The sequence below is a fragment of the Streptomyces lienomycini genome (assembly GCF_027947595.1).
Taxonomy (GTDB): domain Bacteria; phylum Actinomycetota; class Actinomycetes; order Streptomycetales; family Streptomycetaceae; genus Streptomyces; species Streptomyces lienomycini.
The window spans coordinates 2,134,200-2,149,553 of record NZ_CP116257.1 but is presented as its reverse complement, the minus strand read 5'-3'; the positions used below and the strand labels follow the sequence as shown (position 1 = coordinate 2,149,553).

The following is a 15,354-nucleotide window of genomic DNA, read 5'->3' as shown; positions in this document are numbered from 1 at the left end:
CGGGGTGGATCATCTGTTGCCGCGTTTCCGCCCGACGTACGCGATGCGCAGGGTGCGCTCCTCGTGGAGCAGGCGGAAGTGCAGGCGGCCCGGCATGCGCCCCCGCTCCGGCAGGAACTCGCTGTGCCAGTCGAACAGACGCGTCTCACCGTCGGTGTCCTCGAACCAGCACAGGCGCCGCCGGTTCTCGAACTCGGTGCGCACGTAGGAACGCCACTGGGGGCAGATGGGCCGCAGGGCCGGGTCCCAGTCGCCGACCGCGTCCTGCAGTTCTCCGAGCCGCTCACCCACCGGTCGCACCCACGTCTCCGGCAGCTCGGTGAAGTGTTGCTCAGCCAGCGTCGTGAACTGGAGCAGTGGGAAGAGGTCCGAGCGCAGGCGCCACAGTTCGGCACCGGACCGCAGGCCCTGGACCGCCTTCTGCCGGCCGGCGTCCGCACCGCGTCGGATCCAGGGCAGGTGCGGCGCGACGTGCTCGGTGCCGGCGACGTGCCTGACCTCGACCTCGGTGAGCACGGACCCCGTGTCCTCGTCGTCCACGAGCTGTTCCCGCACCAGGGTGAGCGTGTCGGCGTTCCAACGAGCTTCCAGCGGGAGGGAGATGCCGATGCCGCCCAGCAGATGCGCGTAGCGCAGCCCGTCCACCGGATCGCCGTCGTGCCGACACGCGACGTCGGAGAAGGTCTCGCCCTCGGGGAAGACCGTCTCGTAGGGCGATTTGTCCTCCAGCTTCTTCAGCAGGACGCGCAGGTCCTTGGTGTCCGGGGCGCCCATCCACTTGCTGATGGGATGTCCCTGGGCCAGCTGTAAAGCCATCAGGGAGCTGGCGTGGGTGACCAGCGCCGTGCCCTTGGGGTCTTCCCTGGCGATGGCGAGGACGGCCTCAACCATGGTGCTCATGGCCCGGTTGACACGGTCCGGCTCGGCCGTCGTCTCGCAGGACTTCTCGTTCAGGAACAGCTGCGGCACGTGTCCCCCTCCGCGATGATGTGTGCGCCTCGACTCCGCCCTCCCCAGGCGGGTATCAGGCGATGAGCTGGTCGAGCGTGTTCTCCAGCTCGTCGAAGAACCCGTCGGGCCACTGGTCGAGTTTGCCTGCAGGGTTGACCCGCGGGCTGACGACCTCCACGCCGGTGCCGACGCTGCGGAAGTAGTGGAACACCGTCTGTTCGGGGGCGATGTGCCCCTGCTTCACGGCGAGCCGCACGCCGTTGATGACGTGGTCGCTGTGCGTCTCCGTGATCACCTGGGCCCCCTGCGCGGCGGCCGCGGCTGCGAGCGCGGCCATCCGGGTCTGCCCGTGGGGGTGGAGGTGTGCCTCCGGGTTCTCCAGGAGGACCAGGGAACCGGGCCGGGCGGTGAGGCAGGCGACCACGATCGGCAAGACGTAGGTGAGGCCGAAGCCGACGTTGCCGGGGCGTCGGCGACGAGTGCGACCGAGCGGCCCCTGGAAGTCGTACGAGAGGAGTACCGCGTCGGCGCCCTCGATGGCGTCGGCCTGGACGTTCACCCCCGGGCACAGGTCGCCCATCCATGCGGCGACCTGGTGGCGCAGCACGGCGGACCGGGCACGCGGATGGTGCAGGGGCCCCTCGGGCACCGGGTCGTCGGCATGGTGGCGGAGGAAGTTGACGGTGTGCTCACCGCGTACGCCGAGGAAGCCGCGGCCGATGGCCGCGTGGTGGTCGCGCGGGTAGAACTCGGCAGGCGAGATCCGGTCGGCGTGCAAGTACTGGAAGGGGGCGGTGAGGAACGCGGGCGTCACGGCCTCGGGCCCGACGGGCGCGGCGACGCCCTCCGAGTCAAGTGGCAGTTCCACGCCGAGCAGGGGCAGCAGGTTCTGTCCGGCCTCGTACTCGACGGTCCAGCCGTAGTGGTACGGGCCTTCGTCGACGGCGAGGGCGATCCGGGTCTCGTCCGACAGTGCGTCGCCCTCGCACAGCACATCCTCTCCGGTGCCGAGGCCGACGAGTTCACCGTTGAGGAGGAAGCCCTGATTGGCGACGGTGGTACGCAGGCCGGACCTCCGCGCCTCGGGCAGGTACCGGGAGGCCTCCAGGTCGCCCGCCTCGTAGGACTGGCGCAGCAAGGCGATTGCCTGGAGGACGCTGCTCTTGCCGGAAGAATTCAGCCCCGTGAGGAGAGTGAGGGGACCGAGCGGAAGCGACATGTCCTGGAACGCCTTGAAGTTGCGCAGCGTCAGTCGGTCGATCACTGTTCGGCCACCCCTCGGAACACTGGCTCTACGTGCTGGAATCTCGTGCGGATCTTCGCCGGGTTCCCGGTGCCCACGGAGATCGCCCGGTCGAAGTCCCAGTTGTTCATGAGCACGAAGAACCTGTCGAGGACCTTCGACCGAGAAGCTACCAGCCGCGCCCGCCCGTGATCGTCAAGAAGGGCGAGAGTGACGGAGATTGTCTCGAACAGCGCCTTGTTGATCACTGGGGAACTGCGTTCCCCACCATCCCACTTGCGGAAGGCGTGCTCGCCGAACAGTTCTTGCGCGCACTGCATGGCCGCCCGGAACTCCCGGGCGTACTGCTCCCGCCGATGATCGGGGAGTTCGTTGACCCTTTCCATTGCGCCGATGAGGAACCTGTCGAAGTCCCTCTCGGTGTGCTTCGAGGGACTACTCATCCGGAAGGCGAGGAAGCGCAGCACCATCTCCCGGTCGGCCATCCGCTCGTTGGACACGCTCCAGCGGGTGGCCTCGCCGAACGCCGGGTGCTCGGCCAAGTCGGCGAGGTAGTCCCGGACGGGTCCCGGCACCAGTGCGTGCCGCAGCTCCTGCGGCTTCAACGGCACGCCGCCGGTGTTGATCCGGGAGAACACGTTGTACTTGACGGCCTCCGGCGTGCCCTGTTCCAGGATGTGCACGGTGATCTGCGTCTCGCGCAGCCGGATCTTCAGTCGCCCGGTCAGGTCCTGGTATGTGTTGCCGTTGAACCTCCACAGGTACTCCAGGCCCCGCAGGGTCAACGGGCTGAGGCCCGTGAGTCCCGGCTCCATGAAACGGGCGACAGCGGTCAGCCGCTGCACGCCGTCCACCACGGCCCACTTGTCCGCGTCGCCCTGGGCCATGTGGAGGTTGGAGATCGGGATGCGCAGCAGCAGCGACTCGATCAGACGGCTCTGCCTGCGGTCGCTCCAGATCCCGGCCCGCCGCTGGAAGTCCGGCGCGAGGTCGATCATGCCCTCCCGGAGGCGGGAGAGGAGGAGGTCCACGGTGGTGGTCTGCGTGCGGATCCTGATGCTGTCCGGCTGGAACGGCGCGGAGGAGTCGTCGTCACCGTCCTCGCCCTCCTCGTCGTCCGGCAGCTCCAGTTCCACGCCGGTCGGCCGGCCGTCGGAGCCGACTTCGACGGGCACCCCCAGCGGCATGCCGAGGGCATCCGGCTCGTCGATGTCCGCCGCCGTGGCGTACCCTCGGCGCCGCACGGACCGGTCCCGCCCGGCGCTCTCACCACCGGTACCGCCCTCCAGGTCCGTCATGGTCGCCGTAGCCCTTCGCCGCTGCCCAATGCCGTAACCGGTCCAGCCTATAGACGGGCCTTCCCGCCTGTCAGCGCGACAGGTCCAGCTCGGCGACGACCGTCTTGCCGACGGGGACGCGGTCGAGCACGTCCCAGCGGTCGGCGAGCGCCTCCACGAGGAGCATGCCCCGGCCGTTCTCCGCGAGCGGCTCCCCTTCGGGGCGGGCGGCGCCGGGAGGCGGGGGCCGGAGCTCGCCCCGGGTGTCGGAGACCTCGACGCGCAGGGTGCGGCCGAGGAGCTTGACGGTGACCTCGAAGTCCCGGCCGGGTACGCGGCCGTGCGTGACGGCGTTGGCGGCGAGTTCCGCGACGAGCAGGGCGGCGGTGTCGGACGCCTCGCTGCCGTGCGGGACGCCCCAGGTGTCGAGCTGGTGCAGCGCGAGCCGGCGGGCGAGGCGTGCTCCGCGCGGGGTGGAACTGAACCGCTGGGTGAACACACGTACGGTGACGGGCGCCTGGTGGGTCGCGGGGGTGGGCGGTGGTGTCATATGCCCAATCTGGCGGCGGGCTCGGGCGGTTCGCCAGCACCGACCCGCGTACGCAGAGTCAGCGTACGTACACATTCGGTGGACAGTACGTGTCACTCCGCGTGACGATGGAGCCGAGTCAGAAGCGGTACGGGCGGTGACGGTGCGCGGGAGGTGGCCGACGGTGGCCTACGAATGTACGGACGGCGGTACGGGGGCGGGCGTCGCGGAACCGGGGGCGTCGGACAGTCTGCGCACGTTCGGCGCGGTCGTCCAGGCCCTGCGGGAGCACGCGGGCCTGAGCCGCGAGGAGTTCGGCGCCCTGGTCCGCTTCTCCAAACACACGGTCGCCTCGGTCGAACAGGGGCGCCGGATGCCGGACCGGGACTTCGTGGAGCGCGCGGAGGAAGCCCTCGGCAACACGGGGGCACTGCGGAAGGCGGCGCCGCATCTGTCGCGGCAGGCGGGGTTGGCGAGCTGGTTCCGGCAGTGGGCTCGGCTGGAGGCGACGGCGATCAGCCTGTACACCTACGAGTGCCGGGTGGTGCCGGGCCTGTTGCAGACGGAGGCGTACGCGCGGGCGGTGTCCCTGAACGTGCCGCCCCTGCCCGACCCGGAGGAGCTGGAGGAGCGGATCGCGGCGCGGATGGCTCGGCAGGAGCTGCTGGCGGTGACGCGGAAGCCGCCGACAGCGTTCAGCTTCATCGTGGAGCAGGCGGTGTTGGAGCGGTGGACGGGCGGGGAGGCGGTGACGCGGGAGCAGTTCGACCGGTTGCTGGGGGTGATCGAGGGGAACTGGAATGTGGAGTTTCAGGTGATGCCGCTGCGGCAGCCGTCGCATGCGGGGACGGACGGGCCGATGCGTCTGGCCGAGACACCGGACAACCAGTGGTTCGCCTACTCTGAAGGGCAGCAGAACGGACGGCTGATCGCCCATGCGAAAGAGATCAGTCTGCTCCAGCAGCGGTATGCGAAACTGCGCTCGCAGGCCTTGACCCCCGAGGACTCCTTGGGCCTGTTAAAGCGATTGCGAGGAGCGCTATGAACACGTCCGACCTGGCCTGGTTCAAGAGCAGTTACAGCGGCTCGCAGGGTGACGACTGCATCGAGGTGGCGAACGGCACGCACGCGATCCACGTCCGGGACTCCAAGGACCAGCGGAGCCCCGAACTTGCCCTCTCCCCGGCCGCGTGGAGCAACTTCGTCTCCTACGCCGGCCAGAACTGACCCTCACGCCCCGCGCCGGAGCCGTCCGACGCGGGGCGCTGCCCTTCACTTGCCCTTGGCTGTGGCTTCCTGTAGCCGCGCGGTGAAGTAGGCGTGCGCCTCTCGCATCTCCTTCTCGCGCTCGGCCTTGTAGAAGGGGGCGGTGTAGCCCTCGGGGGGCTCGGCGCGGCCCTGCTTCTGGTAGGCGAGCAACTGCTCGTAGTGGTCCTTGGTCTGGCCGAAGCCGTACGTATGCCGAACGCCCGCAATCTTCCGCTCGTTGGCGTCGAACCAGGTGACCGCGTCGAACTCCTGCATGATCGGGAAGCGGGACTTGTACATGGCAGCGAGGGCGTCTGCACTCACTCCGAGCCAGACCGCGACAAGGGCATCGATCTCCACGAGCGCGGCTCTGCGCGCCCGCTCGCTGCGCAGCGGGGTCGACCGCTCCCATGTTGGGCCGACCTCGTGAAGAGGCTGCATGGCCGGCCATTCCACTGCCCAGGGTTCGTAGCCGGGCCAAGTCGACTCGTACAGCTCCTCCCACAACTCCGCGTAGGCAGCCGTGAGGCAGTTCAGGCGCAGGGTTCGCAACAAGAGTGCCGAGGCCAGCGGGTGGTCGGCGGCCGGCGCGGGGAGCCGCCTGGCCGGAGCCACATCAAGGTTCCTTACTCGGGCTGTGCGCAGCAGGTAGTCCACCGGGAGTGAAGCCCAGAAGCCGGCTAGCAGGGCAGTGCTTCGGTTGTCAGACAGCGCGCCACTGCGCAACGCATCAATGTGTGCGGCACCCGGGGGCAGCAAAGCTGTGTAAAGGGCCCTCTCCGTGTCGGGCGCGATCATCTTGCGCCACGCCACCCGATAGAACTCCGTGTACGGCCTCCGCAGCCGCCGCAGCAGCTCCGCCTCCACCTGCTCCTCGGTGACCTCCGATGCCGTCACCCCGAAGCGCCCGGCGGCAGCGTTCTGCGCCCGTGTCACCTCACGTTCGGACGCCTTGAGCTGCTCCAGCGTTCGGTCGTCGCTCCACACGTCCTGTGCGGCCCGGTACACCTCGGACTTCGCAACGTAGACGTACTCGGACTCGGGCACGGCGTCGTCGGCCAGCGTCATCGGGTTGAGGCCCAAGACCTCGCCGCCGCCCTGGCTGGGCTGCTTGAACATGGGGTTGGCGAGGCCGATCTGCGGGCCCTTGAGGATGACCTCGGACCAGTCGGCTGGCCGTCGCACCACACCCGTGTCGTCCGGCGCGTTGTAGTCAATGAGGTCGGCTGCCTTGGCTCCGCTCTCGTGATAGCCACTGCTGATCTGTGGCTCGTGCTGAGCGAGACGCAAAGGGTAGTCCGCCAGCGCCTCGATCGCCTGAGCCTCCGCCGTACTCACCGGCGACAGCAGGCGGGCCTGACGGACTGGCTGTGTCTCGTCGCCGGTCAGTTTCTGCCATTGGGCGAGCAACGCCTCGTCCACGCGGACGATCCGTTTGCGATGCGGACGTTCGTCCCAACTGACGCCGAATTTGATCCCAGGATCCGGAGCCGTTCCGTCGTCTTCCGCTGACAGTCGCAGGGCATCTACGGAAACGAGCCAGGACAAATGGTCAAAGCCGACCTCTCCTTCTTCCCCGTAGATATGCACGCCGAAGTGACTGGCGTGACCGACAGGGGGCGGGAAGAAGCGGTTCCCCTGGTTCACGAAGTCCCCGTGCACCCGCAGCCTGGTGTACGCGGCCTCCCGCAGCCGCCCCTCCCTGTCACCGCTGAAATGCGAGTCCGGGTGGACCAGGCCCACCGAGCCGTTCTTCGCCATGTGCTGCCAGGTCTGGCACATAAACGCCCGGTACAGGTCCGGCTGAGTTCCCGCAAGGAGGGGGTACACCGGGCCGGAGCCCAGCATCTCGCTCATCCCGGTCGTTGCCGCGAGCTCGGCAAGCAGATATGCGTGGACACGGGGAGACTCCAACAGCTGCTCACGCCGCCGCGTCCGCTCCGCCTTCGTCGGCTTCTCGATGAGCATGAACCACGGTTCGTGCTCGGCGAGGATCGGGTTCTCCAGCCACCTGGGCTGTACCCAAGGCGGATTCCCCACCTGAAGGTCGAACCCGCCCCCCGGCCCCCGGAACACGTGCGCGAAGTGCAGCTCCCAGTGGAAGAAGCCGTGGCCGTCCTCCGCCTTTATGTCCTTCTCCGTCGTGCCCGCGATGTCCTCGACCGTGTTCAGCCAGGGGAAACGGAACGGCAGGCGGCCGGGCGCGTCCATGCCGAGGATGCCGTCGAGGCGTACCTCGATGTCCGACAGGAACTCCAGTGCCCGGTCCACCGACATGTCCTCGATGCCTTCGAGGGGCGAGCCCTCCGGGTCCCTGGTGCCGAGCAGGGCCTCCAGGAAGTCCAGCCAGTCCCCCATGTTCCGCAAGGGGATGCACGGCCGGCGCGGGTCGGTGATCCGGGCCTCGCGGCCCGTCGTACCGCGCTTGCCCCGGGTCTCCAGGCCGGCCTCCTCGTCCGCCGCGCCCAACTCGCCCTGCTCACCGTCCGGATGGTCGAACAGCCCAGCCGCCCGCCACAAGCGGCGGTCCACGGGAGACTCCACCGGCTCCACGGGCCGCACGGCGGAGGCGAGCAACCCCGCCACCGACGACTCGTCGACCAGCGTGCCGCCCGTCTCGTACACCGGGTCAGTGCCGTCGAGTTCGCCTGCCTTGTCCAGCGGCCAGAACCACAGCGCGCACCACGCGTCCATCACGGTCTTGAGGCGCCAGTACGGCGTGCCGTGGCGGGTGAGGTCGTCGAGGACCTTCTGCTTGTCCTCCGCCTCCGCCCGCGAGGTCTGCTCCAGCCAGTCCGCGCCCCACACGTCGATACGGCGGGAGACCGCCCGCTCGGAGAGTTCGAGGCGCGTCGCGACGAGCGACCACAGGAACTCGGCGCGGCGGGCCAGGGCCTGCAACCGGCCCAGTTCGGTCTTGTCCGCGGCCTTGCGCCACCGGTCGTAGCGCTTCTGCCGGGCCTCGGCGGTCTCGGCGCCGCGCTCCTGGAAGGGCTTCGGTGCCTTGGGGGCCTTCTGGACGCCCTTGCGCCACGCCCCCAGCGCCTTGGCCGCGTCCTCCGCGAGCTTCTTCGCCTCGGACTCTGCCGCGACCGCGCCCCAGCCGATGGCGGGCAGCAGGAACTGGTGGACCGCGCCGTCCGGCAGCGGGCCGGCGCGGAAGGGCAGGTCGGTCGGCGGGAGAGTGTTCTTCTTCGCCAGCCACCCGCCGCCCGGCAGAGCGTCCGCCTTGTAGACCTTGCGGCCCGCGCCAATGAGTGAGTTGCCGCGCCGCAGGTGCAGGCCGAACCAGGGGGCCCGCATGCCCGGGTGCATGGAGTTGAGCCAGAGGGAGACCTCGGCCAGTTCCACCGCGGTGGCGTTGAGGTCGACGCCGTAGGCGTTGTGCAGGGCGATGTACGCCTTGGTCTTCTGGAGTTCGAGCTGCCGCAGCTCGGGGTCGACGCGGCGGCCCAGTTCGCGTTCGCGGCGCCGCAGGTACTCGGCGGCCACCTGATCGATGGCCTCGTTGAGGAAGGCGCCGGAGCCGAGGGCCGGCTCGCAGATCGTCCAGGCCAGGAGCTCCCTGGCCTGGGTGACGGTGCCATGCTGGTCCAGCCGGTGCTTGAGGGCCAGCTCGACGGTGACCTCGGTGAGGGACTTCGGGGTGTAGTAGGAGGCGGAGGTCTGGCGGTCGCGGCCTGCCAGGCGGTAGACGAACGAACCCTTGGGGTGGACCACGCGGTCCTTGCGGCCGGTCTCCTCGTCCGTCCGGGTGACGAAGACCTTGTCGTCGTAGTGCTGGACGCGGGAGGCGGGGATCGTCCAGCTGCCGCCCGACTCGTCGCCCTTCTTGGCGACTTCGTACAGCTCCTCCTCGGCGATGGAACCGGTGTAGGACATCAGGCCCTCGTACACCGCGCCGAGCTGGTTGATGCCGAGCTGGGCGTACGAGATGAAGCCGCCGCGCTCCCTGCCCCGGCCCTTGGTGAGCATCAGGCGGCGCAGCACCTTGTGCAGGGTCTCGTTGCGCAGCCGGGTGTCCAGGAACGGGCGCCGCTTCTCTCCTTCGCCGCCCCGGTAGGCCGGGTTCTCGATGCGGTCGTCGGCGATGAGGCGGACGGCGTCCTTGGTGAACAGCTCGGAGTGCAGGGCCTCGAAGCGCAGGCCCGCGCTCGTGCTGCGAGCGGCGGCGCGGCGGGCGCGGTCGGCCTCGCGGACGCGTTCGGTGTGCTCGGCCGGGGTGATCTCGCCGGCCGCGAGGAGCCGCGCCGCCTCCCGTTCCGCCTCGGTGGCCTCGCGGGCGGCGGCCTCGGCGGCGAGGTCCTCGGGCTCGGTGCCGTAGCGGCGGTGGCCCTTCTCGACCTTGTCGAAGAGCAGGTTCAGCGACTCGTACAGGTGGAAGCCGCGCCGGGAGCGCTCGCCGACGAGGTCGCGCAGGACGAGGTCGCCGAGGCGCTGGAGGCCGTAGCCCTGCTCGTACTCGGGATAGTCGGAGGGCAGGATGCCGAGGGTGGGGCTAGCCTCCGCGTAGAGCAGGAACAGGATGCGGTAGAGGTAGCGCAGGGACTCTCGGCTGAGTTCCTTGGCGAGGCGCGCCGGGTCGTCGAGGTCGGCGGGGGTGATGCCGTTCTCGGGGTCGCGCAGGCGTTCCAGGACGGCGTTCGCGATCCACTCGACGCTCAGGCGCAGCCCCTCGCGGAGTTCGGTGGAGACGCCGACGGCGTGCTTGCCGGACCGGTCGACGAAGGAGGCGAGGGGGGCGGTGCCGCCCTCGGTCGGGACGCGCAGCGCGTCGGCGCCGAAGAGGGCGGCGAGTGTGTCGAGTTCGCCGCCGTGGCGGTCGTCGCGGCGGTGGAGGGCCGCGTCGAGGTCGGCGGCGAGGTAGCGGCCCTCTGGCCAGGCGAGGCGGTCGGCGAGGACGATGACGCCGCCGACGAGCAGGAGGACGTAGCGCGGAGGCGCGTCGCAGGCGAAGAGGAAGTCGGTGAGGGCCTTGGCGTCTTGGAGGGGTGGCGCCGACTGCTCCAGTGTCACGGGGTGGAGCAGTCGGCCGGCGCCGTCCGGGTCGAGGGCGGCGTCGGGCTGGGTGGTCCAGCCGCAGGAGACCGCGTAGAGGCCCGGTTCGGCGTGAACGACCTGGACGGCGTATGCGTGGTCGGTGCGGTGGACGGTGACGGGCTGCTCGTGCGCGGCGGTATAGCCGAGGGCGTGCAGGGTGTCCAGATGTGATTCGGTCAAGCGCTTGCGCCAGCCCTCGGGCTGGGGAGCGCCGGGTTCGGCGAGGGCTTCCGCGTCCTTGGCGAGGGCTGCGCGGCCCGCGAAGTAGGGGCCGTGCAGGGCGCGCAGGCCCTCGCGGGGGGTGCGGGCGCGCGGCGGTACGGAGTCGCGGCCGAGGCCCTGGCGATCGGCCTCGGCGACGGCGTCGGCGTGGCGGCGGCGTTCGTCCTCCTCGAAGGCGGCCCAGCGGGAGAGGAGGCCGTCCTTCGCCTTGAGATCCTTGGGGAGGACTTCGGCGAGATAGTGGGGCGAGAGGTAGTCGCCGTGGTTGACCAGCGAGTCGTACGTCACGTCAGTTCTCCGCCTGTGCGTCGGACGGGTGGGCGTCGGCTGCAGGCTCGTCGGCTTCGGGGGTGTCCGGAACGCCGGGGCGGGCGAGGACGGCGAGGACGCGCAGCAGCGGGCGGCCGGTGGTATGCAGTTGGTCGAGGAGCCGGGCCAGTTCGTCGGCGGTCTCCTCGACGACGCGTTCGCGGCGGCCCGTGACTCCGGGCAGCAGGGAGTCGGTGCGCCACTGGGCGACGTGGGCGCGGTAGGCGGCGAGAGGCTCGCTGATCCGCTCCTCCCACTGGGCCCGTCCCTCGTCCAGGTGGTGGCGGGCCGCGGCGACGGCGGCGGGCACGAGGGTCTGGAGCCGGTCCAGGTCGCGCGGGCCGCCGGTGCGGGCGAGCCGCGGGCCGACCTTCGCATCGCGCAGCGCGTCGGCCATGGGTCGCACCTCGGGTGTGCCGGTGCCGTCGGCGCCGAGCCCGGTGACGGCCATCCAGCGCACCACGGTGGGGCGGCCCAGGGCGTTGGAGTGGATGCCCTGGACCAGGAAGACAGGGCTGTCCACGTGCGGCGTGGTGATGACCGGGGCTTCCTGGCGGCCGAACTCGACGAGGACTTTGTCCGTCAGCCATTCCACCACCGGGTGGATGTCGGTGAGGAAGGAGACCTCCGGCCACATGCTGGTGCTGCTGTCCCTGGCCTCGGTGAGCTTGCGCTGCGCGAGGGTACCATCGAAGGTGACCAGCATCCGCTCGGCGACCCGCTGCTCTTTGAGATAGGAGGGCGGGAGGGCCTTGAGGCGGTGGAGCAGGTCGGGGGCCTGGGCGGGAGAGAGCGAGAAATAGGCGCCGCCCTTGGCGTCGGTGCCGGAGGAAAGGCCGATCGCGTCCTCGGCGCGCTCCTGGTAGACCTCGTCGAGGGCGGTGGAGACGAAGGCGGCAGTGTCGCCTTCGAAGAGCGAGATCAGTTCGGCGCGTGCGGGCAGCTCCTGCTCGGTGATCGTGTCCACCTGGCCGAACAGGTCGGCCAGGGCGGTGTCGTCGGCGCCGGGACCGTCGTCCAAGAAGTCCTCGACGGTGCCGCCGCGGACCAGCTCCTTGATGAGCCGGCGCTCTTCCTCCTCGGCGCGGTAGAAACCGGACACGGCCTCGGCGGTGCCGTCCAGTTTGTGCGCCTCCTCCTCACGGCGGAGCAGCTTCTCGGCGACCGTGCGGTCGTCCTTGGCGCCGGGTACGGCCGAGGTGAGGATCAGCGCACTGAACTGGGGCTCGTACGTCTGCCCGTACCGGTCGATGCGGCCGTTGCGCTGCTCGATGCGGATCAGCGACCACGGGATGTCGTAGTGGATCAGGTGGTGGCACTGGCGGTGCAGGTTGACGCCCTCGGAGGCGACGTCGCCGGTGAACAGCAGCCGGACCGGGGTGTCGGCGAGGCCGAACGCCTCCAGGACGTCGCCCTGTTCATCGTCGCTGAGGCCGCCGTGCATCACGGACACGGCCTTCGCCGTGCCGTCGGCCGCAACGGGGAAGCCCAGCCGGGCGGGAACGACCTCGGCCAGCCACTTGAGCGTGCGGACGCGCTCGGAGAAGATCACGGCCCGCGTGGTGGACCGGGGGCCGACGCCGATCTCCCGCAACTGCTGGACGAGCGCGTCGAGTTTGGCGGAGTCGCCGGGCGCTCTGCCGTCTCCCATACCGGCGACGATCTCCCGCAGCCGGGCGAGGGCGGCCTGCTCTCCGGCGATGGCCGGGTCGGGGCGCAGCCCCTTCTCCTCGGCCCTGCGGACCCTGTCGCCCAGCGCGGTGATGCGGTTGGCGACCGTCTCGCCGAGAGCGACGTGGGAGGAGAGGAACGTCTTGAGCAGGTTGTAGGCGAAGACGGCTTCAGTGGCGACCGAGGCGGGGTCCTCGTCCGCCGTGCCGAACTCCGTGCTCTTCGGCGCGGCGGGAATCCAGTGCTCGGCCAGTTCGGCGAAGACCCGTTCCTCGGCCCCGGTGGCGGCACAGTGGAGGGAGACGGTGGGGCCGCGGTCGGGCCACTCGGTGCCCATCTCGTCCCGGACCTCGCGGCTGATCTTGGTGCGCCGGATGTAGAGGTGGCCAAGGTCCTCGGCCGGGTCATAGTGGTCGCGGTCGGCGATGGCGGCCGGGTCGAGCAAGGAGATCAGGTCGGCAAAGGACCGCTTGTCACCGTTGTGCGGGGTGGCGCTGGCCAGCAGCAGGGCGTCCGTGCGCGGGGCGAGGATCTCGGCGAGGGCGCGGCGCTGGCTGCCCGGGTTGATCAGGTTGTGGGACTCGTCGATGACGACGGCGTCCCAGCGGATGCGCTCCAGGTGGTGCCGGTACTGGCCGATGTTCTTGAGGGTGTCCACGGAGATGATCACGCGCTTGTAGTGCGTGAACGGGTTCCGGCCGGCCGGCAGCTCGCGCTGGATGCGCTGGACCCCGAGCGAGTCGAGCCGCACTAGCGGGATCGAGAAGCGGGTCCACAGCTCGTGCTGGAACTGCTCCAGGATGCTCTGCGGCGTCACGACCAGGATGCGCTCGCCCCGACCGCGACGGATCAGCTCCGCGAGGGTCAGGCCGATCTCCAGCGTCTTGCCGAGACCCACCACATCGGCGATCAGGACCCGCGGGCGCAGATTGCGCATCGACAGGGCCAGTTCGGCGGGGCGCTGCTGGTAGACGAGCGGGTCCAGCAGGAAGCCGTCCGCGAGGGCGAGGCCGCGCTCCGACTGGGGCAGCGGGGTTTTGCGCAGGACGGCTTCGAGGAAGAGGCGGCTGCTGCGGAAGTACGAGGAGGTGTCGGGGATCAGGCGGGTCTTCTCCGGATCGAGCAGTTCCACCTCGTCGATGCCGCTGAAGAAGACGGCCTCCTCATCGCGCACGAACTCCGAGACGCCGACCGCCTCGATCCGTTCCCCGTCGTGGTCGGTCGTGGTGGTGTTGCGGACCAGCCACTCCTCGTCCCGTACGGAGATCTGCGCCCCCGGCGGAAACCGGGTCCCCTCCTGTGTCGCCCCCTGGTCGGTCACCCGCGGCCCCTTCGTCTTCCCGTGCGTCGTGCGGTCCTGCGACGGCAAGTCTGTCACGGAGGCGGAGGGGTCCGTACGGGCTTCGGGGCGCGAACCGCGGCTGCTCAGAAGCGTGCCTCTCGGGCGTACGCGGCGCGGATCCGCTCGGCGATCCTCAGGGGTGCCGAGGGACGGACGCCGATGGCCCCGCGGCTTCGCGGCGGGGCCCCGATCTCCTCGGGAACGGTCTCCCGCGGGGCGAGGGAGACGGCGTTCCCGGCTTCCTCGCCGGCTTCGGCGTCGGCGTCATGCCGCCCGGCCCCGGCGGGCACCGACGCGTCCAGCCGCTCCCCGTCCTCGGCCGCCGTCGGGTCGATGGCGCCGGGCGTGTAGGCGTAGGTGTCGGTTCCGGACGCCTGGCCGGGGGGCGGCGCGGGAAGGTGGGGCACGACGATTTCGGGCGTCAGGTCGGTCAGGCGACGCTTGGCCTGGAGAGCGGTCAGCCCCTGGTCCCGGATGGCCCGTACCAACCGCTCGATGACCTCGGGCAGGGCCGGCCGCGCAGTCGGATCCGGGGCCAGCATGTCCGTGATCAGCGGTGCCAGCTCCGGTGGGACACCCGTGAGGTCGGGCGGGGTGTGCGGGTCCTCGATCTTCAGGGCGACGGCCTGCCAGGTCGGCCCCTCGTACGGGTAGTGCCCGGTCGCGGCGAACAGCAGTACCGCACCCAGTGCGTAGACGTCGGCCGACCGGTCCAGCCGGTGCTCGCCCCGGGCCTGCTCCGGCGGCATGCAGAGCACGCTGCCGACGACGAAGCCGGTCGCCGTCAGGGTGGTACGGCGTTCCGCGAGCACGGCGAGACCGAAGTCGATCACCTTCGGACCGTACGGGGACAGCAGGATGTTCGGCGGCTTCAGGTCACGGTGGAGCAGCCCCGCGTCGTGCACCGTGCCGAGCCCCTCCGCCAGCAACGCGCCCAGGCTGGCGGTCTCGGCAAGCGGCAGCGGACCATGTCCGGTGACGAGCGTGCGCAGGTCCGGTCCGGGGACGTACTCCACGGCGAGCCAGGGCTGGTCCGCGTCCGCGTCCGCGCCCACGAACGCCGCGACGAACGGCCCGTACACCGTGCGCAGACTGTCCACTTCGGACACGAAGCGCGCCCGGGTGTCCTCATCGAGGACCGACGGCTTGATGACCTTCACGGCGGCCTGGTGGCCGGCCGCGGACTCCCCGAGAAACACCTCTCCCATGCCGCCGGACCCGATCCGGCATACGAGCGAGAAGCCCCCGATCTCCCTCGGGTCCTCGTCCCTCAGTGGTTCCACGTCGCCGAAGCCTCCCCTGCGTGACCTGCGACCGCTGCTCTGGAAGGCGGACCGGCCCAGAACGCAGCCAGTCTATGCAAGGCCGCGCGCTGCACGTTCGCCGCCAGGTGCGGACGCCGGGCCCGCTCGCTCAACTCCTGACCGAGGCGAAATACCGCGGCCACACCGTGGCAATTCAGGTCGAGATCCATCACAGCCAGACCGGACACCGCTCTCCTTGAGACTTCCCTCTCCGTGCT

At 70.2% G+C, this 15,354-nt stretch carries 9 protein-coding genes; 2 read left to right on the top strand and 7 right to left on the bottom strand.

Going from position 1 to position 15,354, the window contains the following annotated elements; genetic code table 11:
• Positions 1-9: 9 nt before the first annotated feature.
• The 4 genes from BJ961_RS09840 to BJ961_RS09825 all read right to left on the bottom strand — a co-directional run bounded on the left by BJ961_RS09840 (position 10) and on the right by BJ961_RS09825 (position 4,021).
• Positions 10-969, bottom strand: coding sequence for a hypothetical protein (locus BJ961_RS09840; protein WP_271320934.1), 960 nt, complete (start codon positions 967-969; stop codon positions 10-12).
• Positions 970-1,024: 55 nt separating this feature from the next.
• Positions 1,025-2,215, bottom strand: a complete 1,191-nt coding sequence (locus BJ961_RS09835) for an AAA family ATPase (RefSeq protein WP_271320933.1) — start codon at positions 2,213-2,215, stop codon at positions 1,025-1,027.
• Positions 2,212-3,492, bottom strand: a complete 1,281-nt coding sequence (locus tag BJ961_RS09830) for a DUF262 domain-containing protein (RefSeq protein WP_271320932.1) — start codon at positions 3,490-3,492, stop codon at positions 2,212-2,214. The genes BJ961_RS09835 and BJ961_RS09830 overlap by 4 nt, the downstream gene beginning before the upstream one ends.
• A 70-nt stretch (positions 3,493-3,562) precedes the next feature.
• The gene (locus tag BJ961_RS09825) at positions 3,563-4,021 is read right to left on the bottom strand and encodes an ATP-binding protein (protein WP_271320931.1); all 459 of its coding nucleotides are present in this window, start codon (positions 4,019-4,021) and stop codon (positions 3,563-3,565) included.
• A 163-nt stretch (positions 4,022-4,184) separates the two neighbouring features.
• On the opposite strand from BJ961_RS09825, the gene BJ961_RS09820 reads away from it, so the two are divergent.
• Both BJ961_RS09820 and BJ961_RS09815 read left to right on the top strand, forming a co-directional pair.
• Positions 4,185-5,045: a helix-turn-helix domain-containing protein gene (locus tag BJ961_RS09820; protein ID WP_271320930.1), complete on the top strand. Its 861-nt coding sequence runs from the start codon at positions 4,185-4,187 to the stop codon at positions 5,043-5,045.
• Complete coding sequence (locus BJ961_RS09815) at positions 5,042-5,227, top strand: DUF397 domain-containing protein (RefSeq protein ID WP_271320929.1); 186 nt, start codon at positions 5,042-5,044, stop codon at positions 5,225-5,227. Before BJ961_RS09820 ends, BJ961_RS09815 begins: the two co-directional genes overlap by 4 nt.
• Positions 5,228-5,272: 45 nt before the next feature.
• On the opposite strand, the gene BJ961_RS09810 is transcribed toward BJ961_RS09815, so the two are convergent.
• From BJ961_RS09810 to BJ961_RS09800, 3 genes are all read right to left on the bottom strand, one after another.
• On the bottom strand, positions 5,273-10,798 hold the full coding sequence (locus BJ961_RS09810; protein ID WP_271320928.1) for a hypothetical protein: 5,526 nt from the start codon (positions 10,796-10,798) through the stop codon (positions 5,273-5,275).
• Between the two features lies 1 nt (position 10,799).
• Complete coding sequence (locus BJ961_RS09805; RefSeq protein WP_271320927.1) at positions 10,800-13,811, bottom strand: SNF2-related protein; 3,012 nt, start codon at positions 13,809-13,811, stop codon at positions 10,800-10,802.
• 104 nt (positions 13,812-13,915) lie between these two features.
• A complete protein-coding gene (locus tag BJ961_RS09800) occupies positions 13,916-15,115 on the bottom strand; it encodes a serine/threonine-protein kinase (protein WP_271320926.1) in 1,200 nt (399 codons plus the stop codon).
• Between the last annotated feature and the right edge of the window lie 239 nt (positions 15,116-15,354).

What these genes read in the sequence shown, in the direction of transcription:
- BJ961_RS09830 (WP_271320932.1), bottom strand. Translation starts at nt 3,492, where the DNA reads ATGACGGACCTGGAGGGCGGTACCGGTGGTGAGAGCGCCGGGCGGGAC.
- BJ961_RS09825 (WP_271320931.1), bottom strand. Translation starts at nt 4,021, where the DNA reads ATGACACCACCGCCCACCCCCGCGACCCACCAGGCGCCCGTCACCGTA.
- BJ961_RS09815 (WP_271320929.1), top strand. Translation starts at nt 5,042, where the DNA reads ATGAACACGTCCGACCTGGCCTGGTTCAAGAGCAGTTACAGCGGCTCG.